General features: G+C 41.8%; 21 protein-coding genes. 5 read left to right on the forward strand and 16 right to left on the reverse strand.

Annotation, left to right across the window (positions count from 1 at the left end):
• Positions 1 to 12 precede the first annotated feature (12 nt).
• From LVD17_RS22785 to LVD17_RS22835, 11 genes are all read right to left on the reverse strand, one after another.
• On the reverse strand, positions 13 to 1,203 hold the full coding sequence (locus LVD17_RS22785; RefSeq protein ID WP_233761652.1) for a tetratricopeptide repeat protein: 1,191 nt from the start codon (positions 1,201 to 1,203) through the stop codon (positions 13 to 15).
• A 42-nt stretch (positions 1,204 to 1,245) separates the two neighbouring features.
• Positions 1,246 to 3,828 (reverse strand): DNA gyrase subunit A, encoded by a 2,583-nt coding sequence (gyrA, locus tag LVD17_RS22790; RefSeq protein WP_233761654.1) that lies wholly within the window; start codon positions 3,826 to 3,828, stop codon positions 1,246 to 1,248.
• A gap of 304 nt (positions 3,829 to 4,132) precedes the next feature.
• The gene (locus LVD17_RS22795) at positions 4,133 to 5,284 is read right to left on the reverse strand and encodes a hypothetical protein (RefSeq protein ID WP_233761657.1); all 1,152 of its coding nucleotides are present in this window, start codon (positions 5,282 to 5,284) and stop codon (positions 4,133 to 4,135) included.
• A 40-nt stretch (positions 5,285 to 5,324) separates the two neighbouring features.
• The gene (locus LVD17_RS22800) at positions 5,325 to 5,936 is read right to left on the reverse strand and encodes a hypothetical protein (RefSeq protein WP_233761659.1); all 612 of its coding nucleotides are present in this window, start codon (positions 5,934 to 5,936) and stop codon (positions 5,325 to 5,327) included.
• A 270-nt stretch (positions 5,937 to 6,206) separates the two neighbouring features.
• Entirely contained in the window at positions 6,207 to 6,686 is a 480-nt protein-coding gene (locus LVD17_RS22805) for a hypothetical protein (RefSeq protein WP_233761661.1), read from the reverse strand.
• 122 nt (positions 6,687 to 6,808) lie between these two features.
• Complete coding sequence (locus tag LVD17_RS22810) at positions 6,809 to 8,218, reverse strand: COG3014 family protein (protein ID WP_233761663.1); 1,410 nt, start codon at positions 8,216 to 8,218, stop codon at positions 6,809 to 6,811.
• Between the two features lie 133 nt (positions 8,219 to 8,351).
• Positions 8,352 to 8,942: a penicillin-binding protein activator LpoB gene (locus LVD17_RS22815; RefSeq protein WP_233761665.1), complete on the reverse strand. Its 591-nt coding sequence runs from the start codon at positions 8,940 to 8,942 to the stop codon at positions 8,352 to 8,354.
• A 9-nt stretch (positions 8,943 to 8,951) separates the two neighbouring features.
• Positions 8,952 to 11,312: a TonB-dependent receptor gene (locus tag LVD17_RS22820; protein WP_233761667.1), complete on the reverse strand. Its 2,361-nt coding sequence runs from the start codon at positions 11,310 to 11,312 to the stop codon at positions 8,952 to 8,954.
• 20 nt (positions 11,313 to 11,332) lie between these two features.
• Positions 11,333 to 11,986: a ribulose-phosphate 3-epimerase gene (gene rpe, locus LVD17_RS22825; protein WP_233761669.1), complete on the reverse strand. Its 654-nt coding sequence runs from the start codon at positions 11,984 to 11,986 to the stop codon at positions 11,333 to 11,335.
• A gap of 24 nt (positions 11,987 to 12,010) precedes the next feature.
• Positions 12,011 to 13,606, reverse strand: a complete 1,596-nt coding sequence (locus LVD17_RS22830) for a S8 family serine peptidase (RefSeq protein WP_233761671.1) — start codon at positions 13,604 to 13,606, stop codon at positions 12,011 to 12,013.
• A 40-nt stretch (positions 13,607 to 13,646) separates the two neighbouring features.
• Entirely contained in the window at positions 13,647 to 14,348 is a 702-nt protein-coding gene (locus tag LVD17_RS22835; RefSeq protein WP_233761673.1) for a hypothetical protein, read from the reverse strand.
• A 440-nt stretch (positions 14,349 to 14,788) separates the two neighbouring features.
• On the opposite strand from LVD17_RS22835, the gene LVD17_RS22840 reads away from it, so the two are divergent.
• From LVD17_RS22840 to LVD17_RS22855, 4 genes are all read left to right on the forward strand, one after another.
• Complete coding sequence (locus LVD17_RS22840; RefSeq protein ID WP_233761675.1) at positions 14,789 to 15,493, forward strand: DUF1571 domain-containing protein; 705 nt, start codon at positions 14,789 to 14,791, stop codon at positions 15,491 to 15,493.
• Positions 15,494 to 16,133: 640 nt separating this feature from the next.
• Complete coding sequence (locus LVD17_RS22845; RefSeq protein WP_233761677.1) at positions 16,134 to 16,631, forward strand: O-linked GlcNAc transferase; 498 nt, start codon at positions 16,134 to 16,136, stop codon at positions 16,629 to 16,631.
• Positions 16,632 to 16,711: 80 nt separating this feature from the next.
• Positions 16,712 to 17,245, forward strand: coding sequence for a tetratricopeptide repeat protein (locus LVD17_RS22850; protein WP_233761679.1), 534 nt, complete (start codon positions 16,712 to 16,714; stop codon positions 17,243 to 17,245).
• Between the two features lie 30 nt (positions 17,246 to 17,275).
• On the forward strand, positions 17,276 to 18,697 hold the full coding sequence (locus LVD17_RS22855) for an RtcB family protein (RefSeq protein WP_233761681.1): 1,422 nt from the start codon (positions 17,276 to 17,278) through the stop codon (positions 18,695 to 18,697).
• A gap of 99 nt (positions 18,698 to 18,796) precedes the next feature.
• Here the strand turns inward: LVD17_RS22855 and LVD17_RS22860 are convergent, their stop codons facing one another.
• The 3 genes from LVD17_RS22860 to LVD17_RS22870 all read right to left on the reverse strand — a co-directional run bounded on the left by LVD17_RS22860 (position 18,797) and on the right by LVD17_RS22870 (position 22,865).
• Positions 18,797 to 20,701: an endonuclease gene (locus LVD17_RS22860; protein ID WP_233761683.1), complete on the reverse strand. Its 1,905-nt coding sequence runs from the start codon at positions 20,699 to 20,701 to the stop codon at positions 18,797 to 18,799.
• A 158-nt stretch (positions 20,702 to 20,859) separates the two neighbouring features.
• Positions 20,860 to 22,050 carry a thiolase C-terminal domain-containing protein gene (locus LVD17_RS22865; protein ID WP_233761685.1) on the reverse strand — a complete coding sequence of 397 codons (1,191 nt, stop codon included), beginning with the start codon at positions 22,048 to 22,050 and terminating at the stop codon, positions 20,860 to 20,862.
• Between the two features lie 101 nt (positions 22,051 to 22,151).
• Positions 22,152 to 22,865 (reverse strand): TVP38/TMEM64 family protein, encoded by a 714-nt coding sequence (locus tag LVD17_RS22870; protein WP_233761687.1) that lies wholly within the window; start codon positions 22,863 to 22,865, stop codon positions 22,152 to 22,154.
• 183 nt (positions 22,866 to 23,048) lie between these two features.
• Between LVD17_RS22870 and LVD17_RS22875 the strand changes: the two genes are divergently transcribed.
• The gene (locus LVD17_RS22875; protein ID WP_233761689.1) at positions 23,049 to 23,735 is read left to right on the forward strand and encodes a VLRF1 family release factor; all 687 of its coding nucleotides are present in this window, start codon (positions 23,049 to 23,051) and stop codon (positions 23,733 to 23,735) included.
• 156 nt (positions 23,736 to 23,891) lie between these two features.
• Here LVD17_RS22875 and LVD17_RS22880 read toward each other — a convergent pair whose 3' ends face one another.
• Positions 23,892 to 25,010, reverse strand: a complete 1,119-nt coding sequence (locus tag LVD17_RS22880; protein WP_233761691.1) for a transporter — start codon at positions 25,008 to 25,010, stop codon at positions 23,892 to 23,894.
• 237 nt (positions 25,011 to 25,247) lie between these two features.
• Complete coding sequence (locus LVD17_RS22885; RefSeq protein WP_233761693.1) at positions 25,248 to 25,790, reverse strand: hypothetical protein; 543 nt, start codon at positions 25,788 to 25,790, stop codon at positions 25,248 to 25,250.
• Between the last annotated feature and the right edge of the window lie 49 nt (positions 25,791 to 25,839).

Below are 25,839 nucleotides of genomic sequence, written 5' to 3' on the forward strand. Positions count from 1 at the left end.
ATAAGTTGTTGATTATTTTCCTTCTTCGTCACCTAAAGCTTCTAACTTCTCAGTTACTTTAAGTGCCTTGTCATTCATTTTCAGCTGACTGTAGGTGTATTGTAACGATTCCAGTGCCACCCTGTTATTTGGCTCTATCTCTACTACCTTTTCCCAATAAGGCATAGCAGCTTTCAATTTGTCATTGATTGAGGTCTGCATTTCTTTGGCCTTTTTTAAGTCGGCAGAAGTTATTCCCAGATTGTTCTTTACTTTAATCAGCTCAACGGCTTCATTGTAGTTAATTACCGCAAGGTTAAATGTCGCGTTGAAATTTTTAGGATCAAGCTCAACAGCTTTTGCGTAAGCTTCCTTGGCTTTTTCATTATTACCTAACTCTTCCTGCATTACACCAAGAGTAAAGTACAGGTTGCTGTTGTCCGGTTCTTTAGCTATGGCTGATTCCAGCTCGGTTCTGGCTTCGTCAATTTTATCCATCTGGATAAGCGCGTTGATCTCGGATTTTGCAAAATCAACATTGTTAGGAAACTGCTTTTTAGCCTTACGGATCAGTTCGAGGGCCTTTTCGTTATCCTCATTTACAGTACCTTCAATATAGATCAGGTAATTGTAAATATCCTCACTGTGGTAATCCAGGTCGTTAACTAACTTGTAGAAGTTTTTAGAGGCAGTTTTATAGTCCTTACCTGACTGAGCAGCCAGACCAGCATAGATATATCCAGTGGTATCGGCAGGCTTCACCAGCTGTGTTTTTGTAAAGTATTTCACTGCTTCTTCGGTATTCTGTGCCTGGTAACCCTCTACACCTTTGTTGAGATAATGTCCCCAAAGTGTTTCAATTTGCTGACTTTTCAATATTGGTAGTCCGTTGGCATCTGAGATATAGTAATCATTGTTTCCCTTGTTCATTTGCTCAGCCTTATCAAATGCTTCCATAGCAATTTTCAATGGGTCATTGGCCAGGTTTTTATACTGAGCGTTGTTTGTAGTATCCAGTGAAGCATAGATCAAACCTCTGTAATACCAGGTTTTGCCATCATCCTTTGTTTTTTCGTGCTCAACGGCCTCATCTATGATTTCTTTGGCCTCACCAAGGTTTCCCTCGCTTCTGGCCTTCTCAGCTTGATTGATTTTAGGCTTCTTCTGGCCAAAAGAAAAACCAGCTATAGCAAAGGCAGCCAGTAATAAAATGAATCGTTTCATAATCTATTTGTTCTGTTTTAAATCAATTGGTTTTATATAAAGTTATTCTTTTTCTGAATTATTTTCCTCGTTATCATCGGCATCTTCTTTACCGGTACTGCCTTCTGTGCTGTTGGCGTCATCGATATTTTCTACCGGTGCTATCGGGTTTCCGTCCTCATCAAGCTCAATTTCCTCTTCTATCTTCTCGATTTTTTCCACTGAAGATATTTCATCATTTTCATTCAGCCTGATCAGTTTCACACCCTGAGTGGCACGTCCCATAACTCTTAAGCCGCTGACTTCCAGTCGGATTGTAATTCCTGACCTGTTGATGATCATTAGGTCATCTGAGTCAATTACTTCCTTGATTGCAACAAGCTTGCCAGTTTTCTCTGTTACATTGATGGTTTTTACACCTTTACCACCTCTTTTAGTGATTCTGTAGTCGTCTACAGGTGAGCGTTTACCATAACCTTTTTCAGATACTACCAGCAGGTTGGCTTCTTCCCTATTGATGCAGACCATGCCTACTACCCTGTCATCATCACTTTCCAGGGTCACACCTCTTACACCAGAAGCCGTTCTACCCATAGAGCGTACACCACCCTCATGGAAGTGTACTGCCTTACCATTTCTTTTGGCAATTACAATATGGTTATTTCCGTTGGTAAGCTTCACCTCAAGAAGGCGATCGCCCTCTTTTACAGTAATAGCGTTGATACCATTTTGCCGTGGCCTGGAGTATGCTTCCAAAGCTGTCTTCTTGATGGTACCATTCTCAGTACACATCATCACGAAGTTATTATTTACATATTCCTCGTCCGTGAGGCTATCTACATTGATTACAGCCCGAACAGTATCTCCCGGCTCAATATTGATCAGGTTCTGGATAGCTCTTCCTTTGGAAGTTTTACCTCCTTCAGGTATGCCATACACTTTCTTCCAGAATACCTTACCAAATTCGGTAAATATCAATAAATAATTATGCGCCCGTGCTATAAATAAATGCTCTGTAAAATCGTCATCCTTAGTGGTAACTCCTCTCGATCCCACACCTCCGCGGCTTTGGGTTCTGTATTCTGACAAAGGAGACCGCTTAATATAACCCTGATGTGAAATTGTAATAACCATTTCATCATTAGGTATCATATCTTCAACAGAGATGTCATCCGCACTATGCACGATATCAGTACGTCGGTCATCACCGTACCTTTCTTTTAATACAGTCAGCTCGTCTTTAATGATCTGCATTCTTCTGTCTTCGTCAGCCAGTATGTCTTTCAAGTCTTTGATCAGGGCTTGTACCTCAGCATATTCTTTCTGGATCTTATCCCTTTCAAGACCTGTAAGTCTCTGCAGCCTCATTTCCAGGATGGCTTTAGCCTGAATCTCTGACAGATCAAACTTTTGAATTAACCCGTCTCGGGCTTCATCCGGGTCTTTAGACTTTCTTATAAGTTCGATGACCTCATCCAGGTTATCCAGGGCTATAAGGTAGCCTTCCAGGATATGTGCTCTTTTCTCTGCTTCATCAAGCTCGTACTCTGTCCTCCTGATCACAATCTCATGACGGTGCTCTACATAGTGCTTGATGATGTCTTTCAGATTCAGCGTCTGGGGTCTTCCTTTTACAAGGGCAATATTATTTACTCCAAAAGAAGATTGTAGCTGAGTGTATTTGTACAGATGGTTAAGTACAATATTCGGAATGGCATCCTTCTTCAGGTCATACACTATTCTCAACCCGTTTCTGTCGGATTCGTCCCTGATATCAGAGATGCCGTCTATTTTCTTTTCGTTAACCAAGGCAGCAGTTTTCTCAATCATGCTGGCCTTGTTTACCATGTAAGGTATTTCGGTCACAATTATTTGTTCCCGGCCGGTACCGGTGGTTTCAAAGTCGGCTTTGGCACGCATAACAATACTACCTCTGCCGTTTTCGTACCCGCTTTTTACACCAGAATACCCATATATAATACCTCCTGTCGGAAAATCGGGAGCGGTAATATGCTCCATAAGTTCTGCAACAGTAATATCGTTGTTGTCAATATAGGCAGTAATCCCGTTGACTACTTCGGTAAGGTTGTGTGGTGCCATGTTAGTGGCCATGCCTACTGCAATACCCGAGGTACCATTCAGGAGAAGGTTGGGCAGCTTCCCCGGCAATACGGTAGGTTCTTTCAGCGAGTCGTCGAAGTTAGGCTGAAACTCAACAGTATTTTTGTTTATATCAGTAAGCATTTCTTCAGCTATTCGCTTCAGTCTTGCTTCGGTATACCTCATAGCCGCGGGAGAGTCACCATCTATGGAGCCGAAGTTTCCCTGCCCGTCTACCAAAGGGTATCGCAATGACCAGGGTTGGGCCATACGCACCATGGTAGAATAAACGGCCGCATCCCCATGAGGATGGTACTTACCCAGCACTTCCCCGACAATTCTGGCGGACTTTTTATAGGGTTTATTATAATTTACCCCCAATTCGAGCATTCCAAAAAGTATCCTTCTATGCACGGGCTTTAAGCCATCCCTTACATCCGGTAATGCCCGCGAAATAATAACCGACATAGAATAATCTATGTAGGCTCCACGCATTTCATCCTCTATATTAATCGGGATGATATTCTCATTTGCTCCTTCAGCCATATGTAATGTTAAAGTCCATTGTTATCAAAAAATCATGGCGAATTTAAGCAATTCAATCAGCAATTAACAACGTTTCCGTACAATTATTGCCTGCCACTGGCTTATTGCCATTTGATGCTCTAAATGAGGCTGCAAATGCGTTAAAACATGCTTCATTTTCACGCTCACACCCCCGCATGTACGCCTTATACCTCCACTCATCCATCTATAAAAAATACAATCCGGTTTTCAATTCATTTTGTGGTGTGTTGTAACTCTCGGAGGACAGCCATTTGTGCCTGTTTACCCGATCCGAAAGTGTCAATTAATAGGCATGTAGCTTTTTCTTGTTTTTCTTCTTGTATTTGATCAGGCGCGGATAGTTTTCTCCATGATGTGGGTTCTGCTTTTTATAGAAAGGATGCACACGGCTTCTGTACTCCCTGTTGCCATGCTGGTGGTTTACCTGAGTGGTACACTGCTTAAGAAAACATTTTCGAAGTTCAGGAATACGATAAGTGAATCCGAAACTGATATAGAAGGCGTTCATAGACTGACTTATAGACAGGTCAGTTTCGGGAATATTCAATGTGAAATTTTTAACATCAAAACTCGGTCTGACAAAAAGCCTGAAGTACTCAGACATATCACGTTCGATGGTCGGTCCGATATTAACATAAATACCCTTTTGGATAATGCTCTTATTGAATTTGTTAGTCAGGTTAAAAGCGCCTATGTTGGCATCAACCGACAGGCTGTACTCATAGTAGCGGTAAACCCTGACTCCAAGTAGGGCATAGTATTTCTTATAAAATACACTTCCAAAATTGGGCTCGTAGGTACCTATTTCATTTTCAAAATCGCTGGGCTTAAACTTACCAGGCCGGTGATATTCGAAAGTAGCCCCCCCTCCTATTCTATATCTGTCAAATTCAAGGTGTATAGACAGGTTTAAGGGAATACTCATCCCCGATCCCTTGAACTTCAAGTCTGCTGTATCTGCCTGTATTAAGAAAGCATTAGCAGGGTTAATGCTGATGTTGCTATCACTTGCTATATCGTTGAACCAGTAGGTATATCCGGTGCTAAGGCTGCCACCGCCAGTGTTGAGTTCATTGCTAAATATGACAGGTGTGGTGCCGGGTTGTTGTAATACTGAAAAATCAGAGAGATCCTGACGGTAGAAGGTGTTTCCATACCCGGTGGAGAAGCTAAAATGTAATTTACTCAATAGCTTTCTCAATCCATTATTATATTCAGGATCGGCATAAAAATGATCCAAAGGTATGGATACATTCTTCTCATCCTGCGCTAATAATTGATTAGTCGCAGCAAGGAGGAGCATGTAGAGGCAAGCCAAAAAAAATGTACGTAAGCCGTTTATGATCATTTTACGTGTCTTAAAATCAAAACCAATGCCACTTTTTTCAGGCCGTGCCCCAAGCAGCTTATGTAAGGTTTTAATTAGAACTGGCAATATTAAAAAATATTATGCTCACTGCATCACAAAAGCGATGCTATTTAACATCAAATGTCCTGCAAAAAGACTCAAAAACCGGCAAATTGTCAATGTTCAGCTTTTTCCCTATTTCAATGATCTTATCATACTCTACCTGCGAAATACTTCTGTGGTCTACGATATCAGCTTCATCATTTAGTACCATAGTGCTTAAAAAGCGAACAAATATATAAGGTACTGTCATCAGGTCCCTGGCAAAGCTTTTAACAGGATCTTCAAGGTTGCTTCCTTTCAGGTTTTTCAAAAGTTGCATATCAAAGGTTGCATCCATGGCAATGCGGATTACTTTCAGAAATTTATCTTCCCATGAATCGAAGTTTTTCAATGCAAATTTCATGGCATGAGCTACGGGGTCTACTTTAAGAAAATAACCTCCCTTTGACATTTTACGAGCCATTTTATTTAAGCCGAGTTCTTCGAATAAACTCACACTCCCATTGGCCAGAGTCAAACCCATTGCGGGAGTCATCATGATCAGCGAAAGGAAATCATGCTCTGAAATATCCAGCATACTGGCTTCTGAACTTATAAAATCTGTCCTGGTAGCAATTGTAGCTTCATGTATCGCCGGAATCTCGATCATGGTCGCTATTTCATTTTCTGAAAACATATACTTTGAGTAGTTAGCAATAAATAATTATCCAATATAGTACTTTTTTGAATAAATCAAGGATGTAATTAAGATTGAAAGGCCGGAGACTTGGCTGGAAAGTTTGTAAGTAAAAAGCAGACCATAGGAAAAAGCAGTTGTGAAAACAAGGCGAAAGGCTTTGAGGGTTGCGTAATCCTTGACAGTGCATGGTGTGGATAAAACGGAAATAAAAAAGCCTGCAAATCGAATTGCAGGCTTTTTCACTTTGTCTCCGGAGTAATTCAGTGATCAGGCATCACCATCTTCTTTAAGCTTCATCTGTGCTTCGATTTTCTCATATCTTGCTTTCAATGACTCGTCTGAAGCTAATCCTGATTTAATTGCTTTATATGTTTTTCCACCGCCAGGCAACATTTTTGTAGCCAGTACCTGCACTACTTCACCAATGGCTTCTTTTCTCTCGTCCTGCTCTTTGGTAACAAGTTCCATGAATTTTTTCTCAAATTCTTTGGCACCAAGCTCATTAAGCTTAGCCTCATCTCCTTTAGCAGCAGATAGTTCCATATATCTCTTTCCTGACATACCTTCCTGATTTCTGATCATATCATTGGTAATATCACTTATCTCTTGCTTCATGGCATCAACCACTTCCATCATCAGGGCGTATCTTCTCAAATCCTCGTTGCTGATCTCCTCATCCTGGGCAACTGCTGTATTACCAGCAACAAATAACATTAATGCAACGAATAGATAACTTAACTTCTTCATGTGTCAACTCTTTATAGGGTAATTAAATATATTTTTGTATTAATAACCTCGAATAAAGGCCTTTTAAGCAATTAAATCAAATTTTGGGATCAAAAAATGAGAAAAAACATGATTTAGTCATTTCACCAATCCAATACTGATTTATAGTCAAGGGCTGAGTATGTCTGGAATATAGTCTCTCCTTTTTGTACCTGATACTCAAAAACTTCCTCATGAGAAGTACCCGTTTGAGGTGATTTCAGCATCAAAGTTACCTTTTCCTGTCCCTGATCAAGGGGTACACGGGTGTAATAAATACTATGGGGCAATGTTTGCCAATTCCTGGTGTCCGCCTTTTCAGTCAGTGCATTCAGGAAACCAACAGCTGCTCCCAATCCTTCATCTTCTTTTCTTGCACCATGTTCGGCCGCCTTTTTCAATGCCACTCTCAATAGCGCTTTCCCAAATTCTTTGAGCATACGTTCGCGCAGGCTACGGAAAGCTATGGCGTTAACATCCTCTGCTAATTCCAAATTATAGCTTTTATTGCCTGCTTGCAGTGAGCCCTGGGTATAGTATTCCGGCCTTTCTGTATACTTTGGAAATGCCACCCTGAAAAACTCGAGGTCTTTCAGGCTCGTGGATTGATCTTCTTCATTATAAGGAACAGTAAATGGAAAGTTAAAGCCATACTCATCATTAGTAAAATTCACAACCCCGCCAGCACCGTGTAAGACAGCAAAGTTGATGCTCCATTCACTTTTAACAGGGCCAAGTCCATTGTTCCAGAAAAAAACCAGTGTGCCTCCGTCATTTGGCTCGTATTTATAGTCTTCCATGCCAAATTCCTTTTTAAATAGCTCATATTCATCCATGAAACCTGTAAGGTAGGCTGTTCTCAGCAGGTCTTCCTTTAACTGTCCGGGGGCATGCACGTTAAACATCTCCTGGTAATCATTGCGATAGATGTCAAGAGCATTCCTGTAAGCGATAAAGGCGTTGTTATAATCTTTCTTGGCATCGTAAATAATGCCCATCAGGGTGTGGATGAATGCATCTTGCTGATACTTCTTTTCACTTTTATATTTGTCACTAAGCTGGTTGAGCCTAATATTAAGTCGCCGGCATTCTACCAGGGCATTATCATACTCACCAAGTTTTAAATAGTTAAGTGCCTTATAGTATAATACCATCAGGTTTTCATGATCCTCGCCACGGTAGGCAGTAAACGTCGGATTACTCAACATGGCGGCTGCCTCGTTTAAATAATTGGTTCGATAATCTTCTGTATAGAGGTAGGCCTTTTCCAGATACTCATTGCTCTCCCTGTATTCACCCAGCAGGGAGAGTACCACTCCCCTGTTCAGGTAGTAAAGCAGACGTTCTTTACTTTTTTCTATTTTCTTCTCTTTTCTGGCCAATACATTATCAGCCTCTTCGAGCCTGCCCTTTTCAAAACTGGCGTTAAACTCGCGGTTGACTTCATAATAGGTAGCACATGAAGTAAATAGCAATAAAATACTGAAAATTAAACTCTTATATAAATTGATCATTCAAAGAGTGAAGCTAGCATGATTAAATAGACAAACGGGTGCCTGATGGCAGGTTATTTTCACGGCAGATCAAAATTCCGGAGTGGTTACGCAATGATCTGCCGTGATATATTGTTAGATGGAATACTAAATTTTAGTTTTCTATATATTTTTTGATCTCTTCCTGACCATACCAAACCCTTTTATTGGTTTCCATATCAGTAAGATAAAGGGTGGTAATATAGTTAACTACTTTCTTCTTATTATAAGTATCAGTCTCAGAAGTCATGGTGCCAAAAAGCATCAGGTCAGCACCGTACTCTCTACCCCATTTGGCTGCAGTTTCCGGAGATGCAAACTCCTGCTGATCAGCTCTTTCTTCTCTCAGCTTCTCACGGAATTCAGGAGACTCTACCAGGTCGGCAAGGCCAGAATTAAATATTTCAAGCTCAAATTTTTTGATGTAGTTATCAGAATCGATATGCTCACTTGTTTTGTTTTTGATATAACCAACGATAATAGCCGGTGTTTTTCCATTATCACTGGCATATTGCTGGTAGCGCGGACTATTCAGAAACTGCTGTACCATTTTATTAGCCACCATTTTGGAATCCACATCATTCCAGCGTCCGCTAAGGTCGATCTGCTGGTCTGGGCTTACCCGGGTAACGGATCTTTGAGAGCAACCAAAGGCTACCAGTCCGATCATTAATAAATACGAAATGCTCTTAAGTGAATTTTTCATGTTTAACAGTTAAATTTTAATAGAAAGCTTTACATTCAAAAACCTTGCCGATAATGTATTGGGCACGGCAAACTGGTTATTGCTCACATCTGTAACCCAGGTATAAGATATAGCATTGGACACCGCCAATACATTCAGTATCTCTGCACTTAGCATCAGTTGTCGCTCCTCGTCATACTTTTCCCTATTGAGGTAAAAGAGTTTTGAGAAGCCAATATCCAGTCTCCTATACGTATCTCCATTAAATACGTTTCTCTTTTCAAAATTTTGCGGAGGGCCAAATGGCAGGCCGCTACCGAAGAACAAATTCAGGCTGACCCGGAAAGTTGGATTGTTAGGTAAATGATCCTGAAAGAATACGGCTATATTCAACCGCTGATCGGTAGGTCTCCGGATATACCCTCTGCCATCACCGTCTACATCCTCCTGTGCATTAAGAAGCCCAAGGCTAAACCACGACTCCGTACCTTCTATAAATTCACCGCTTACCCGAAGGTCAAGTCCGGTAGCGTAAGCTTTTGCATTGTTATTTGCATAGTAACGTACCTTAACGTTATCAATATCATACGCGACAACATCCCTCAATCTTTTATAATAAAGCTCACCAATAAATTTAAAGTCCCTGCCCCACCATTTGAAGTTATAATCCATTCCTCCAATAAAGTGTATTGATTTCTGGGCTTTCAGGTCCGTATTTAGCTCTCCATTTTGATCCCGCAGTTCACGATAGAAGGCAGGCTGCTGATAAACACCTGCTGCTGCTTTGAATACCACATCCCGCACCCAACCTGGGCGGAAAGAGACCTGCCATCTCGGGCTCACCAGTAGCTGCTCATTAAGTGTCCAGTAGTTGAGTCTTACACCATAGGTTGTAGTAATTCTCTTTGTAAGGTCACTCGTGTGCTGGATATGTCCGGTGTACTGTTCACTGGAAATCTCATTATCAGCCTGCAGGGACTCAATGTCAATTACAAAGTCAACAGAGTCTCTGAAAGTATATTCATTAAGCTGATCGTCAATATTTTGATATGAGTAGCCAAGTCCGAATTCAAGAGTATTTTTGTCATTGACAGTATAGGTATTTCTATTCTCAAGGTTGATAATGTTAGCTTCAAGGTTGTTACGCCCGTAGTCGTAGTTACTACCTATGCCTCTGATGTAAACGCATTCGTTAAAAGTGTCTGACCCCAGATTCTTATCAACATCACATAACCTGTAGGCGCCTTCAACATCTGTATACTCCCGCTCCAGGGCATAAACTCCGGAAGCTATGAGTTCGGACCTGAACCTGTCAGATAATTTTCTGGTTAATTTCGCCCCCCCCTGGTAGGTATCATACTCAAGTATTTCGCGGCCTGCAAAGCCTACAAAAAGCCTGAAAGAACGGTCAAATGTGCCAAATTCCGTTTCCCTGCTCTGGGGCTTTACAAAGTAGCGGTTTCGGCCATATGATGTTAACACGCCTAATGAGGTTCTGTCATCAAGTTTAAAATTGATATAAGCCTGAAGATCTGTAAACTTAGGAAGGTACTCACCCTGAGTTTCAAGCGTGTTAAGCAAATATTGGGCTGACTTGTGCCTTACGCCGGCCACATAAGTAATGTTCTCCGATTTGGTGGCGCCTTCCACATGGGCGGTACCTCCCAACAAGCCTAAAGTCAGGGAGGCTCCAAATTCAGAAGGCTTCTTATAATCTACATTCAATACCGATGAGAGCTTATCTCCGTATTTGGGCTGCCAGCCACCGGCGGAGAACTCTACTGATTCAACAAGGTTACTGTTTACAAAACTCAGGCCCTCCTGCTGCCCGTTGCTAATCAAAAATGGCCTGTAAACAGGAATATCATTGACGTAAATAAGGTTTTCGTCAAAACTTCCTCCCCTAACCGAATATGTTGAAGAAAGCTCATTATTGCTTACCACGCCGGGCAGTGTAGTCAGTACTTTATTGAAATCCCCAAAAGCAGTAGGCAGGCTTTCAAGTGATTTGGGTTTAATCCGGGTTACACTTACTTCATCCCTATTGTCCCTTTCTCCCTCAATTTGTACTCCTGTGAGCACTTCGGTTGTTTCAGTCAAAGTCACATTAAGCTGAATTGTTTCGCCTGCTTTGGCCGTTACAGAGCGTTTTTCAGGTGTGTACCCTACATGGGTAAATAAGAGTGTAACCGCTTCTCCCGGATCAATATCAATAGCGTAATTTCCAGCTTTTCCTGTAAATACACCTGTGGATGAACCCTCCTGCTGAATATTCACCCCTGTAAGAGGACTGCCCTTTTCATCCTGAACTATACCATTAACCTTTCCGGTTTGTGCCCATAGTCCATGGGTAACAAGTACAAAAAATGAGAATATCAGTTTAAATTTCATCCAGTGACTTTCGCTGATGACTAAACGTTCTTCAGGCTGGTTATTGTGTCTTTGGGATCAGAAGATTTAAACACAAAGCTTCCTGCTACCAGAATGTTGGCTCCCGCATCCAGAAGGGGTTTTGCGTTTTGCTGATTAACACCTCCGTCGATCTCAATAAGTGTGTGCGCTCCGGCGTCAACAATAATTTCTCTTAGCTGCCTTACCTTGGCATACGTGTGCTCTATAAATTTCTGCCCGCCAAAACCGGGATTGACTGACATCATGCATACAATATCAATATCATGGATAATATCTTCCAGCAGTTGTACATTAGTATGGGGGTTAATGGCCACGCCCGCCTTACATCCCAGATCTTTTATCTGTTGCAGGTTACGGTGTAAATGAGGACAAGCCTCATAATGAACCGATATGGAAGCAGCTCCTGCTTTATAGAAAGCTTCCACATAATTTTCAGGCTTTTCGATCATCAAATGTACATCCAGAGGCTTTTTGGCATGTGTACTGATCGCTTCTGTTACGGGGATCCCAAAGGAAATATTAGGAACAAATATTCCATCCATTATATCAATGTGAATCCAATCAGCATCACTCTCATTAAGCATTTCAACTTCTTGCTGCAGATTGGCAAAATCTGCTGCCAATATTGATGGGGCTATTATTGGTTTATCCATGCCGCAAAGATAGAAAAATATGGTTTAGTATCTCACTATTCTGTAACTCTCCACTCCCTGACTGGAATGAAGCTCAAGAAGGTAAATGCCCTTTTTTAGTTCTCCCAGTGAAATGGTGGCGGTCATGGATGCGGAGGGTGTAATCTCGTAAGTTCCTACGGACTGCCCGGTAACATTGTATATACGGATACTTACATTCTCCATGCGCTGCTTCAATCTTATATTCAGCAAATCCGTGGTTACAGGGTTTGGGTATATCGAAAAATATGACGATTCTTCAGGCTCCGCGCCTGATACTATGAACCGGTAACTGGGGATTCCGTAGCCATACTGGTTATTGGGTGTATCAGTATTGCTGCTGTGCTCAAGGATGAACGAGATCAGCTCTTTATTTGAAAGATCAGGATATAACTGCCAAAGAGAGGCTGCCAACCCGGTAATAAGTGGTGTTGCAAAGGATGTACCGGCACCATTAATAATGCTCCCAAAATCATTGATCACTGAGGTTCCGCCACCATACGCCATAACTTCCGGCTTAATTCGACCATCAGAAGTTGGCCCCAGGGAACTGAAGTTACTGATCTGTCCATTGCCATCGACAGAGCCTACGGAAAGTATGTTTTGGGCATCGGCAGGTGCTGTTACATACTTCCATGCTTTATTGCCTTCGTTTCCGGCACTCACTACTATCAGCAGCCCACGATCGGCAGCAAATGTAGCTGCCTGGCTGATAATAGTGGTTTTACCATCCATGTCTTCGTAGGTATAGTTCATGCCTGCGTCATCAAAATCAAAATACCCAACAGATCCATTGATTATATCAACGCCGGCACTGTCAGCTTTTTCTGCCGCAATCAGCCAGTTATATTCCTCAATTCGATATTCGGAGCCTGCATCTTCGGTAACAAACAGCATAAAGTCTGCATTGTATGCACTCCCTTCGTAGGCATCTGTTAAAAATGCTGCAGTTGCCGAAAAAACCCTTGTACCATGGGTGCTGTATTGATATACATTATCATTATTCTCCACAAGGTTCATCGTATATAGCAGCCTGTGGTCATCATAAATATGCTGAAAGGCATCTACGGTATTCACACCTTTAAAACCGCCGTCAAAAAAGGCAATGATCAGCCCCTCACCCCGATAACCTTCCTGATGTAGCAGATCAAGCCCTAGCATACCCAATTGATTATCTGTAACTTCTTCGACCTGAAGTTCTTCTTCAACTTTTGACAACCTGCCTGAAGAGCTCAGCTTTGAGCCTGGTGCAACATACACTACTGAGTCCACATAAGCCAGTGCTTCTATTGAGCTGATCACACCTGCATCAGCCTGAATAAGAGCTCCATTCAACCATTTGGTGGTAAAGAATACTTCCGCTCCCGTAGCATTTACTCCTGACACATAATCGGGGTCCACAGGAAGATCAGCGTTAGTTACGGGTATGTTCTGTGCCTCTCTTCTGGCAATGGCTCTGGCAGATAAAAACGCCTCAGGCACATTTACTGAATATGGCGTGCCTGCTTTGTCACTAAAAAAAACCACGTATCTGTTTACCTGAGCCCGAAGGCTGAGACTGAGAAGAACAAATACTATCAATATCGGGTGTTTTTTCAACATGTTGTCATACTATTTTACCGGCCGGGACTGGGCAGTTCCATTACTCACCTCCATAATCAATCAGATATTGTCTGTACTCATGGCCACTTTCTATCTGCTGTTGCCCGAGGCAGTCGGTATCTGTGCAATACTGTAAGGATATATCTTCTTTATATACCAACCCGATGTTGAGTCCGTAAATTTCAAATCGCCTGTCCAGTTCTACAGTAAAATCCTGATTATCTCCCTGTATTACGGTCAGTGTACTTTTTATGGTATCCTGAGCGGGAGTTATATACCGGCTGTAAAGGCTATCCATTTCATACAGATTGGAATCCAGGGCATTTAATGCGTTTCCATTCCAAATTTTGCCGTTTTCGACCGGGAAGGAAATTTTTATATAGGGAATATTCTCTTCAATAAGAATTGCCTGGTTTCCATCTTTTCGGGCAGTCCATGCAGTTGAAAACTCCCAGGAATCATTTTCGGTTTCCCGGGTTGAATAATGCACTATATATGATATTGTACCTGCCTGATTACTAAATGAGTCTACAACTTCTGCTTTTCTTTGGAAATTCGACGTTAGTACCTCTCCTGTTATTTTGTAATCGATGTTCTCTACATCATAGATATTGTACAACCCTACCTTCAATGGAAAAAAGGCCGCCCCAAGGCGCTCCTCATCAGGTTCCACTTCATCAGTGTCACAGGCCCAAAAGGCCAGCAAAAGGGATACAAGCAGCAAAGAACAGTTTTTATTCATATAGTAATTGTCTTTTTCAGCATCACACTATTCAAATATAATTAAACTCTGCCAAACCTATGGATATATGGTAAGAATAGCGCAAATCAAATTATGCCGGTTTTTAATATCGGTCTATAATGGAAACGTTTCAGTTAATTATATGTCCTTGATTTAGCGGAAGATAATTAATTAAATATAATTTCAACTTTTCAAGTACTATCGATGTTTGTGTTAATAATCCTTAGATACCTCTTTGAAATCTGCATTTTTTAAATCAAATTATAGATTAGTATACTTTAAATTTCTTTTACGTGATTATAAATTTCAATCTTTTTATTACTGCCTTTTGTTTTCTGAGTTCACCATTTTTTATATCTCACGGTCAAACACTCACCGGCCCTGAGGTTACCCAAAAGATGTTTTTAGCTACCAAGGAAATAAAAACACTCATTTACCGAATGAAAAAGATGGAGCGCATTGAAGGAAAAATGACTTCTCAAACCTCTTTTGTGAAGCTCCAGAGAAATCCGTTTAAGGTGTATACGAGGCAGGAATATCCTAACGATGGTTTGGAGGTGTTATTTAAAGAGGGGGATCATTCGGCCCTTATCAACCCGAACGGCTTTCCCTGGCTCAACCTTAAGCTCGACCCGCATGGCAGCAGAATGAGAAAAGAACAACATCACACTATTCATGATGCAGGCTATGATCAGGTGGTAGCAATACTTGAACATTTGTTTAATAAGTATCAGTCGCAGATACATAGCTTAACCTCACTGGAATCTACTACCTGGAAAAACAAGAACTGCTGGCAGGTGGAATTTAAAAACCCAAACTTTAAATACTCAAATTATACCGTTGGCCGTAATGAAACAATTTCGTCAATTGCCGACAAATACATGCTCAGTAGTCATATGATCCTTGAAGCCAATAAGAGTATTGAAGACTATTACGATGTCTCCGAAGGACAGGTCATTACCATTCCCAATGACTACTCTCCAAAAATGTTGCTGGTAATAGATAAACAAATTATGGTACCTCTGGTAATGAAGGTCTATGATGACAAAGGTTTATACGAACATTACGAGTTTTCAGATATTAAGATCAATCCGGTTATAAAGGACTCCGAGTTTTCTGAAGATTATCCGGAGTACGGTTTTTAAACAGGTATTACACCTGTCTCAATGTTACAACTACCTCTCACTATCATGATCATAACATATTGAAATTTAGTTCATTATAACAAAACTTACTTAAGTTAAGAAATTCAAATCATAACTCCCTGGCATAAATTAGTGGATGAGAGTATCCTCTCAGGGATGTTATTAATGACTAAAAAAAACAAGATTTCACTTGCCGGTAAAAAATAATTTTACAATTATTGCATCTCCAAAAGAAAAAGAAATGAATATGCACAATCTTAATATCACATTCACGGAATCGGGCGATGCTGCCTGCAAGTGGTATTACGATTTGGGATAGTATAGATTTTAAACAAAGAATCATATAAACCCGGCTCGTAAGACTCGGGTTTTTTGTTATAAGGAAGAAATGATTTACACAAAAGATCAAATATCGCAGCAAGTATTGCCATCAAACGCCACATCAGTTCCTGGTGGATTTTGCAGGCATATCCGGATCGGTGCATTTTATATAGAATAGATAATATTTATCTGCTTATATAAAGCCCGATCCTTGAAGGTCGGGCTTTTTTATTAGCTATAATTTCAAACTTTTCCTGAGTATAGCCATCATAGTCCGGTCTTAATATTATTAAGTATATAACTATAAAATTGAGAAACCATGACCGTTCGAGTACTACAACAGTATGTTTTTGATGCTGAGAGAGCCTTTGAAAGACAAGAATGGCTTGAAGGAAAAGACCTTCTGCATGAGGCTTTGGAAATGGAACCTATCTATGCCAAGGCTCATAACCACCTTGGCTGGCTACACCTTTACTATATAGTTGATTTTAAGCTGGCAGAAATGCACTTAAAGCTGGCCTTGAAATATGCCCCTGAATATCATGCACCATATCTGCATATGGCGCAGCTGTTGTTTGATATGGGCAAATGGCAAGAGCTGGAAAAACTATTAACTAAGGCGATGCATGTTGTCGGAGTTCAAAAATCTTTCATTTACAATGACTTGGGAAGGTTGCACGAAGTGCAAGGTGAATATAGCAAGGCGATAGATCACTATAAATTAGCAGTTCGTCATGCCCTGGATGGTAAGGAGATCGACGGTATCCGGGACAACATTAAAAGAGCCAGAAAAAAGAAGTGGATGCACTTTTGGTAAAGCACCGCCAACATAGGCTGGCTTTGAAAATTAAGTAAATAGTCCTTCTCGAAGGACCAAAACCGAACAAAAAAAATGTAATGGACGATATATTACTAAATACAGAAGAATATATTCTTAAAGCAAAGGACCACATTGATTGCTGGGACTTCATCCAGGCCAAAAGGCTTTTGATGGAACTTCTGGAAGATCAGCCTGATCATGGGCGTGCCCATCAATTGCTGGGCTGGATCTATGCATCTCAGCTTAACCAGTATGATCTTGCTGAGGTCCACTTTAAGATGGCAATGCGGTTTGAACCGTACCATGCCGCTACATACAGTGATTACATCTATCTCCTGAAAATGACCTCAAAGTACGCGGAGATGATAAAATTTGCCGGAAAAGCTGAAAAGATAGACGGCGTTAATCTTTGCTATATACAACGGTATAAAGCTGAAGCCTTTGAGATGCTTCGAGATTATAAAAACGCTATCTCTGCTTATAGTGAGGCTATTATTAATGCTCTCGACGAGGATGTGATCAGCTGTTGCGAACGTGGTATCGAACGTATTGCCAGAAAAATAAAAATCAGAGAGCAAATGGACTACGTCACAACGCTGGACGTGGCTTGATCTCTCTGGAAACGTTAAAAATTTATTACAATGGCAACTACAAAGATATCAGGAAGGGAGTTGAGAAAACTTGGCTATCCTGAAGGTAAGGTAATAGGCATAGCCATGAAGGTGCTTGAAGAAAAATACAAAGGCAAGAGTAAAAAGCAAAAGCTAGAGCTACTTGCGCAGGTAGTAAAAAATCCTGAGTTCTATCTTAAGCATGATTCACTGGCGCCTGTTGCCAAAAGCCTGATTATAAAAACAGAGCATAATGAGACGGTGGAGCTAAACAAAAACAGACTTGACTATCGTATCTACGGTGCTGAAGGGATAGAACCAGGCGCCATCAACCAGATGGAAATAGCCATGAAGCTCCCTGTTACCAAAGCCGGTGCTTTGATGCCAGATGCCCACCAGGGATATGGCTTGCCAATAGGTGGCGTTCTGGCTACGGACAATGCGGTTATCCCCTATGCAGTGGGTGTCGATATTGGCTGCAGAATGTGTATGACGCTGTATGACATCCGGCCGGAGTTTATTGAACAAAACGGATTTAAGCTAAAAAAAATGCTAATAGATAATACCCGTTTCGGCAATGAAGTATTTAGACAGCCGGTAGATCATGAAGTGCTGGAAAGAAGTGCTTTCAATGAGATCAATATCCTGAAATCCTTAAAAGACAGGGCTTACAGCCAGATCGGTAGTTCTGGTGGTGGTAACCACTTTGTTGAATTTGGCATAGGTGAGATTATGGAAGCTGATAATGAATGGGGATTACCTACCGGCAGATACCTGGCAGTACTCTCCCACTCTGGTTCCCGCGGTCTGGGCGCCAATGTGGCGCGGCATTATACCAGACTGGCCATGGACAAGTGCAGGCTTCCTAAAGAAGCGCGTCACCTGGCCTGGCTCGGATTGGATACAGACGATGGCGCAGAGTACTGGAATGCCATGAACCTGGCAGGCGATTATGCCTCAGCATGTCATCATCAGATCCATGAACGGCTTTCTGCAACATTGGGGGAGAAACCACTGATGATGGTTGAAAATCACCACAATTTTGCATGGAAAGAGTCAGACCGCTTTGGCAATGAGGTGATTGTTCATCGTAAAGGGGCTACACCGGCAGAGAAAGGAGTACTGGGAATTATTCCGGGCTCAATGACTGCTCCAGGCTTTATCGTCCGGGGCAAGGGGCTGGCTGACTCGCTTAACTCAGCCTCTCACGGTGCCGGCCGGGTGATGTCGCGGAGAAAGGCCAAGGAAACGTTATCCAAAAGGGAGGTGGATGAGCACCTGAAAAAGGCTGGCATTGAAGTTATTGGCTCGGGACTGGATGAAGCGCCTATGGTTTATAAGGACATCCATCAGGTTATGTCTTATCAAACAGCGCTTGTAGAGATATTAGGTACTTTCACCCCCCGAATTGTAAGAATGTGTGGGGACAAAAGGTTTGGTGAGGTAGACTAAGCCTTTTAAAGATATAATGAATTCCTAAGTATAAAACCCGCCCGGCAAGGAATGTTAGTCCTGAGACCTGGCGGGCTTTATATTTAATATTATTCTTCCTTAGTTTTCAATGATCAGCTTTTGGCTCATTACTTTATCAGCAGTAAAAACCTTAATAATATAAAGCGAATTAGACATCAGTGTAACTGGAATATCAGTAACAGGAGATTTTTCACTATTACACTTATAATCTATCACCTGACGGCCTGCAGCATCAAAAACAGTGACATTTACAGGCTTAACATGACCATGATTTACCAAAAGGTGCTTTCCTGCATATGTAGTACTCATTGCATGCTCATCATCTGTACCCGCAGTACGTGCAAGTGAGGAGCCTCCGCCCCAGATGTCTCCCACCCACTCCGGATGATCTACAAATGGATTCCTGTTGCCCTGATGAGTGTAGGCTGCTTCATTTCTGCTTACTTCCTTTGCGCTTACCGGGTCTGCATTGTGCCACGCCATCAACATGTTAAGTGCCCAGTCTTCAAATACTTTATTGCCTGAACCATCCAGAACAGCGTCACCATAAGAGCTATTGTTTTCCCATGAACCTATTACATTCTCATAACGTGTAGCCATATAAAACGCTGCTCTTGCAAAATCTCCTTTAAACTCATCTATAGGTTCGAAAACGGTACCGTTGTATCCTAAGCCTGCAGCTGAACTGCCTAATTTACTTCCATTAGAAGAGGTATAACTTGCAGAGCCGACTTCACCATACGGATAGCTGCTGCGTTTACCGTTCACGTAGCCATCAGTGGCAAAAATATGATGTACATCTGAATTCATGGGCTCAACAGCACCTCCAAACCAACTTCTAGGAAAGGAGTGCTCTCTGTTATAGCAATCACCCTCTCCTGAATATGTGCCGCATTGGTCATTTGACTTCGTAAAATTATAAGGGTCATTGCCATTTGGATTTTCGGAATACATGTCGAGAATGGTACCATCATGCTCATAGCTCTGGTCCAGTTCACTGGAATTATAGAATGTCCACAGAGCACTATACCCCTGAGCAGTATGCCCCTTTATAATATTATAAAGAGCTGTTTTTAACGTATATCCTGTAAGGCCTGATGCACTGTTATAGTAGTCTCCGGTATCACCGCCACCATCTCCCGGATCAGTTGAGCCAATAGTGAAGGGCACTGTCTCTGACGAACCAAACGACCCGCCGGAGCCTAATGTAGTTCCTGCTGATTCAACTGTATAGTATCCATTACCATAGGCACAGCAGATACCATCGCCGTAAGAATCATAAATGGTGAAAGTATAATCCCCGGCCTCAAGGCAAAAGGTTCCGGTATATGTAGTGTTATTGCTGTAATTATTTCCTGAATGCAGGGTAGTTCCACTGCTATTTTTAATCGCCCAGCTTGTTTCGCTGGCATAGTTGTCGGTTTTTAAGGTAACTGATACATCAGTACAACCACCTGTACCGCCACCGCCAGAACCACCTCCTGAAGCTGTGGTTGGCTCAAACAGGTCAGCATAAACTATTTCAGAGCCATCAAACCCGGATACATCATAAAACCTCAAACCTACCTCTATGCTAGAAGATGAAGGTGTGTAGGAAAAGGATACCTGTTGCCACTGGTTTACAATTGAGGGGTCTGAGTAATTCTGATAACCATCAACGTACAACCTGGCTCTCATACCACCCTCTGTGTGGTATACCCATACAGAGAAAGTGTAGTTTTGCCCTGAGGTTACATTAATTGTTTGACGCAAGTCTGTGTCTCCCTGCGTGGAGGTATTTACTGTAATACTGGCTGAGCTGCTGCCTTCTTTTTTAACAGAAGTACTTTCACTTAATGATATTCCATTATCAATAGTGGTCCAACTGTCTGGAGCATTTCCTGTCCAGCTTTCAAAAGAACCATTAGCAACTTGAGAATAGGTAAAATGAACGGCAACAAGAGATAGGAACAGACATAATACTGTCCGGTAAAAATTTTTCATCGGTTTAGGTTTTAGTTGAAACTCAATACAATATAAAAAAATTATTCTGAGTTAAAATTAAAAGACAGCATTAAGGATATGTGAAGATATTGTGACTGGAAAGTGGTTCCTGAGCATTTCCAGTTTCTGGATGTTTGTTATTTAGTAAGTGCAAAAGGCTATGCCATCCGGGTAAGCACAGATGCGCAGTTGGAGGTTCCTGATCCTCCGATGTTCATAACCAACCCGCATTCTGCATCAGGCACTTTCAGTCCAAAGGGCTGACTGGTCAATTGTTTATAAATGTAAGCGTGCATAGATACTCCCGTGGCACCTATAGGATGGCCCTTGGCTTTCAACCCACCTGATGCATTGACGACACATTCACCTCCGGGAAACACGGTTTTACTTTCAATAGCCTCAAATTCCCGCCCTGGCTTGGTTAATCCCAGGGCACTATATAAAAGCATTTCTGTAATGGTGAAACAATCATGCACTTCTGCCAGCTGTATATTCTTTATTGTTATACCTGCCTGCTCCAATGCATTTTTAACCGCAAAGGACGCTCCTTCGAGAAACGAGTCCGATTTGTTTACGCCAAACGTATCCAGGTAATCACTGGCATTATAAAACCCTCTTAAAGCTACACTCGCCCCCTCCGATGATTCTCCTTCTGCCTCCAAAACAAGTGCTGCCGAACCATCGGATATGAGAGAGCAATCGTGCAACCTCAGAGGAGTATTGACCATCGGATTCTTTTCATCGGGTAGGGACATGATTTCTTCGGCAGTTCTGGCTTTTTGTAAATGCGCCAATGGGTTTTGAGCGGCATTTGTGTAGTTTTTGGAGCCGATTTCTGCCAACCATGGTCTTAGCTGTTCCTCAGTATAACTATATTTCTTCATCCATCCATTAGCCAACTGCGCAAACATACATGGGGCAGTTACGTCCTTTGAGCCTTCCTCAGGCCAAAAAGTGGCCAAAGCCAGTGCACGTGTTACACCTTTCGTATCCAGCGCCGTCATTTTTTCAAGTCCAACGACCAGGGCACGTTTTATCATGCCTGATTTGATGGCCATGGCTGCCATATGCACTGCTGAAGAACCTGAAGCGCATGCATTTTCAGTACGGTACATCGGTTTGTGGCGCAAGCCCGGCATAGCATTTACGCCAAACGATGCAATATTCTCCTGGTTATTAAAGCTACCTCCGCTAAAGTTACCAACAAAAACAGCATCAATATCTTCCACACTACGCCGGGCATCTTCCAAAGCACCCGCTATAGCCTTTTGGTACAAGCTGTAAAGAGACTCTTCTTCAAGTTTTCCGAACCTGGAATTGTAGGCACCGATGATGTTTACTCCTCTCATAGCGTATGGGTTTATTTCAAATATAAACTAACCATGTCCGACCTGAAAGAAGATGTAAACTTTAATTCTTTAACAATCAGAATAAGCCTGCAACGTGCGGTTTATGACTTGTTTTTCTGGCGCCGTTTATCCCACCATACATATAATACAAAAAGGACAATACTTGCAACTGAGCCCCAAAGCAATCCGCTTCTCAGACGCTTGCTATTTTCTCCAAGATAGGCAATAAATACAGTCAGTGGTGTTATGCCAAGTAAGGTGGCTCCTATAAATCTCCAGTATCCCATTCTTAATATGCCTCCGACAAAGCTTATGGCATCATTGGAGAGAAAAGGTGAAATGCGTGTGACAACCACTGCCCAAAATCCGTAATCTTTAATGAAAGACTCAATTTTTTTCTCGGATTTTCCTCCAAGCAGCTTCTTAACTACAGGCGGCCCTAAATATGCTCCGATCAGATAGCCAGTGGTAGATGCACAAAAAACAGCCACCAATATGATAAGGCTACCCCAAAGCGGGCCGTAGGCCAGCACTGAAACTACCATTAGAAGTGGTGTGGGTATAACGAGTAAGAACATTTGTAAGATCATGGAAAGTACTATAGCCACAGGCCCGAAAATGCCAAATTGATCTACCCAATTTTTGATACGTGATTCGTTATCGCTGGTAAGTACCTGCCAGGTATTATTAAGGAAATCCTGAAAGTCAGGGATCAAAAAATAGCTTAGTACCAAGGCCGCAAGAATAGCTATAGATACATATAATGGTGCTTTACTCTGCTTAACCGATGTAGTATCCGCTACGGAATCTGCCATAGATGCTGCTATTCAATAATTTTGTGCTTTTATCAACTAACTAACCTTAAATCACGCCTCTTGTTTAAGACAAAGATTTTTTTGTTTTAAGGTTTTCTGAAATCCGAGAGGTAATACTAAACCATGCCCACCACAAATTTTATATCTTCTTATGGGAAACATTGATACATTTGCTAACTAACCATGAACCAGCTTTTAACCCGGCACGAAACCTTTAATCTGATCAGGCGACTGAAAGCCTCGGGTCTTTCCTGGCTATATGATCCGGAGAAACACCGGATAACTATTGACACTGACGCAACCGTTGAGGAGAATATCAGGATCCGGCTTCCGGTAAATTTCCCTCATATTGATCATGAAAAAGACCAGGATGAAGACGAAGAAAGTATTGGGTACATAATTATACTCATACAAGCCGGCAAGGCCGCCGTAGGGTATTTTGATGACGATATTATAGTTGATCACAAGGTGTTTAAATCCTATATGGTAAGAAAAAAACAGGGAAAGAGTCAGGTCAAATATCTAAAATCCAAGGGAAAATCCCGGGCAGGATCACGTGTAAGACTTGCCAATACTATTCACTTTTTTGAAAGCATTAACGAAAGGCTCCAGGAGTATTTCGAGGATTATGAAATTAACAGAATAGGTTTAAGCTGTTCAAAAACTTTACTCCCATACCTGTTTAGCTCAAAGGTCAGCTGCCCCTTTGACAAGAAGGATGAACGCCTGTTTAAAATCCCCAGGCATATTCATACACCAGGTTATGACATTTTAATTGATACGCAGGAATGGCTGCTTCAGGGCGAAATAAAGTATTCGGAACAGCTACAGCCGCTGGTGGACAGCCTCATTAACGGAAATGACAGTTGAACAGCAAAATAACATAGGTTTTAGTTATACCGTCAACTCCAGTCAGGGAAGTTCAAATTCCCAATTACAGTACACTATACTGAATTTAGAAGAGCATCCGGGCACCGTAAGCCCCCTAGCCTTCCGGCACCGCAGATGGCTCTTTCTTATCAATTACTATTCATTAGCATTGAAAATATCTTCGGGTTTATTCTTTTTATGAAACCTGTAAACCACACCTACATTGATCAGATAATCGGCAAAAGCCGCATCACCGTGCCGGGGTTCTCCGGTTTCCCGCTCACTTTTTTTATCCAGATAGCTTTGAGTACGGTTTCTTTCTATAGCCACCGGTACGCTGGCGTTAAATAGAAAATTTCTTACCTGGTAATTTATTCCGGGCTCTACTGAAATGGCGTATCCGGGTCTTCTGTAGGCATCACTACTCCCTATCAGGTCGTATACGGGTACACATTCCATACGGCCACCAAAAGAAAATCCAAGCCCATTCAATGGTGTGGCGTATAACATAGCCAATCGTGCAGCATATTGGTCAGGTGCAGCATACGGGTCGGCTCCCTCTCTTCTTCTGGTGCCATTATGCTGTTTGGGGTTAATCAGGTAATAGAAATTTCCATTAAGTACAAACTTAGGGCTCAATTGGTAAAAGCCTTGCGTTTCCAGGGTGATGCCAAGTCCCCCATCTCCGGGCTGAATGGATTGATCTACAGGCCGTGTAACCGTTTCTCCATCTGAGCCGGCATTGTAGAACTTTCCTTCTGCATCGTAGTCACCAGTTGGTAATTTCAGGCCCAGGGCGAGAGAGATATTAGTCGCTGGATGCTTTTCCGGATCCAAAAACCAATACCCGGTAGCAATACGGATATCAGCAAGTCCCTTTGCGTAAGTCTTGTGTCTTTCGCCAAGGCTATTGCCTCCGTGCTCATACATCGAGGAGCGCTCGTGATATACAAACGGTACAGTAAGTGATGCATAAAACCTGTCAGCAAATGCATAGGTATAGGAAAAATCTGCAAAATACGAATCATTGATAACCTCGGTTCCAAGCTCTACCCGTTCCTTTTCCTCTTCTTTTCCTCTGAAATGTCTGAAGGATTGAAAGTATCGGAAATTTACGCCTGCCACAGATTCACCGGGCATCAAAATAGCTCCGTTTCCCACCCCGGTGCCACAACCGGAAAATGAACGAATAGCCACACAGCCTTGGGCATATAGATCATCCCAGGCATATAGGCTCAACAAGAATATTGTAAGGGTTAGAATAAGTTTTTTCATGGTATGTAAATGTTTTGTCTGACCGACCAGATTGTATATTATAGTCAGGTCGGTCAAAATACTATAAGCAGACACATCAGGCCATAAGCGAGATGTTATGCTTTTATTGATAGTTAGGTGTTAAATTGATTTTACAAAACAAGAAGAGGGATAAAAGGCCAATTAAACTATAGGGCAGCACGTTAAACCCAGGAATACTGGCAGTAAGCATGCTTTTTCAAAGTGTATAATTAGCCTTTAGCAAACTTTCGGGGGTGGTGAAGGTACCTTAATAAAATGAGTCAGCCAATTATCTGACCGGTCTCCAAACACACACGACCAGTCAATTCCACTGTGTGTCGTCAGGCTGAATGAAATCAGGAATATGAAGTCCTTGGACATGGATTTCCATAATTCAACATTTCCGTTTTTGGAAACAGGAATACTTGTAAATGAAACTGCCCAGTCACGCAGGGCATCATGAAGCTCCGCCATTTTATTGTCATTGACGTAAAGCAAATGCAAAGAATCCTGCGCATAACGATATTTTACAAACCGGTAAAACTTACCATCAATATGAATTGAGCCGGATGTCTCCTGATACTCCTGCTGGTCAGAGCTATAAGGTAATGAAAGTGGTGTAGATATCTTTTTGAGATCACCTGCTTTAAAATTAATACCGGATACTTTTTGTTGCCAGTCGCTTTCTATCTTGTACCACATGACCAGATAAACCCCATAATAACCAAGATGATAGGTTAGGAAAATGCTAAGAAATACCATGGAGAAAAATCTCTTCATGCACTCACGAATAAGGTACATATTAGAGATAAATCCTGACATTTAAAAG

Origin of the sequence: Fulvivirga ulvae (assembly GCF_021389975.1) — a bacterium.
Lineage (GTDB): Bacteria > Bacteroidota > Bacteroidia > Cytophagales > Cyclobacteriaceae > Fulvivirga > Fulvivirga ulvae.

Coding starts and splice junctions, on each gene's coding strand:
- LVD17_RS22785 (WP_233761652.1), bottom strand. CDS start 1,203: ATGAAACGATTCATTTTATTACTGGCTGCCTTTGCTATAGCTGGTTTT.
- gyrA (WP_233761654.1), bottom strand. CDS start 3,828: ATGGCTGAAGGAGCAAATGAGAATATCATCCCGATTAATATAGAGGAT.
- LVD17_RS22800 (WP_233761659.1), bottom strand. CDS start 5,936: ATGTTTTCAGAAAATGAAATAGCGACCATGATCGAGATTCCGGCGATA.
- LVD17_RS22805 (WP_233761661.1), bottom strand. CDS start 6,686: ATGAAGAAGTTAAGTTATCTATTCGTTGCATTAATGTTATTTGTTGCT.
- LVD17_RS22810 (WP_233761663.1), bottom strand. CDS start 8,218: ATGATCAATTTATATAAGAGTTTAATTTTCAGTATTTTATTGCTATTT.
- LVD17_RS22815 (WP_233761665.1), bottom strand. CDS start 8,942: ATGAAAAATTCACTTAAGAGCATTTCGTATTTATTAATGATCGGACTG.
- LVD17_RS22820 (WP_233761667.1), bottom strand. CDS start 11,312: ATGAAATTTAAACTGATATTCTCATTTTTTGTACTTGTTACCCATGGA.
- rpe (WP_233761669.1), bottom strand. CDS start 11,986: ATGGATAAACCAATAATAGCCCCATCAATATTGGCAGCAGATTTTGCC.
- LVD17_RS22830 (WP_233761671.1), bottom strand. CDS start 13,606: ATGTTGAAAAAACACCCGATATTGATAGTATTTGTTCTTCTCAGTCTC.
- LVD17_RS22835 (WP_233761673.1), bottom strand. CDS start 14,348: ATGAATAAAAACTGTTCTTTGCTGCTTGTATCCCTTTTGCTGGCCTTT.
- LVD17_RS22840 (WP_233761675.1), top strand. CDS start 14,789: ATGAAAAAGATGGAGCGCATTGAAGGAAAAATGACTTCTCAAACCTCT.
- LVD17_RS22845 (WP_233761677.1), top strand. CDS start 16,134: ATGACCGTTCGAGTACTACAACAGTATGTTTTTGATGCTGAGAGAGCC.
- LVD17_RS22850 (WP_233761679.1), top strand. CDS start 16,712: ATGGACGATATATTACTAAATACAGAAGAATATATTCTTAAAGCAAAG.
- LVD17_RS22855 (WP_233761681.1), top strand. CDS start 17,276: ATGGCAACTACAAAGATATCAGGAAGGGAGTTGAGAAAACTTGGCTAT.
- LVD17_RS22860 (WP_233761683.1), bottom strand. CDS start 20,701: ATGAAAAATTTTTACCGGACAGTATTATGTCTGTTCCTATCTCTTGTT.
- LVD17_RS22865 (WP_233761685.1), bottom strand. CDS start 22,050: ATGAGAGGAGTAAACATCATCGGTGCCTACAATTCCAGGTTCGGAAAA.
- LVD17_RS22870 (WP_233761687.1), bottom strand. CDS start 22,865: ATGGCAGATTCCGTAGCGGATACTACATCGGTTAAGCAGAGTAAAGCA.
- LVD17_RS22875 (WP_233761689.1), top strand. CDS start 23,049: ATGAACCAGCTTTTAACCCGGCACGAAACCTTTAATCTGATCAGGCGA.
- LVD17_RS22880 (WP_233761691.1), bottom strand. CDS start 25,010: ATGAAAAAACTTATTCTAACCCTTACAATATTCTTGTTGAGCCTATAT.
- LVD17_RS22885 (WP_233761693.1), bottom strand. CDS start 25,790: ATGAAGAGATTTTTCTCCATGGTATTTCTTAGCATTTTCCTAACCTAT.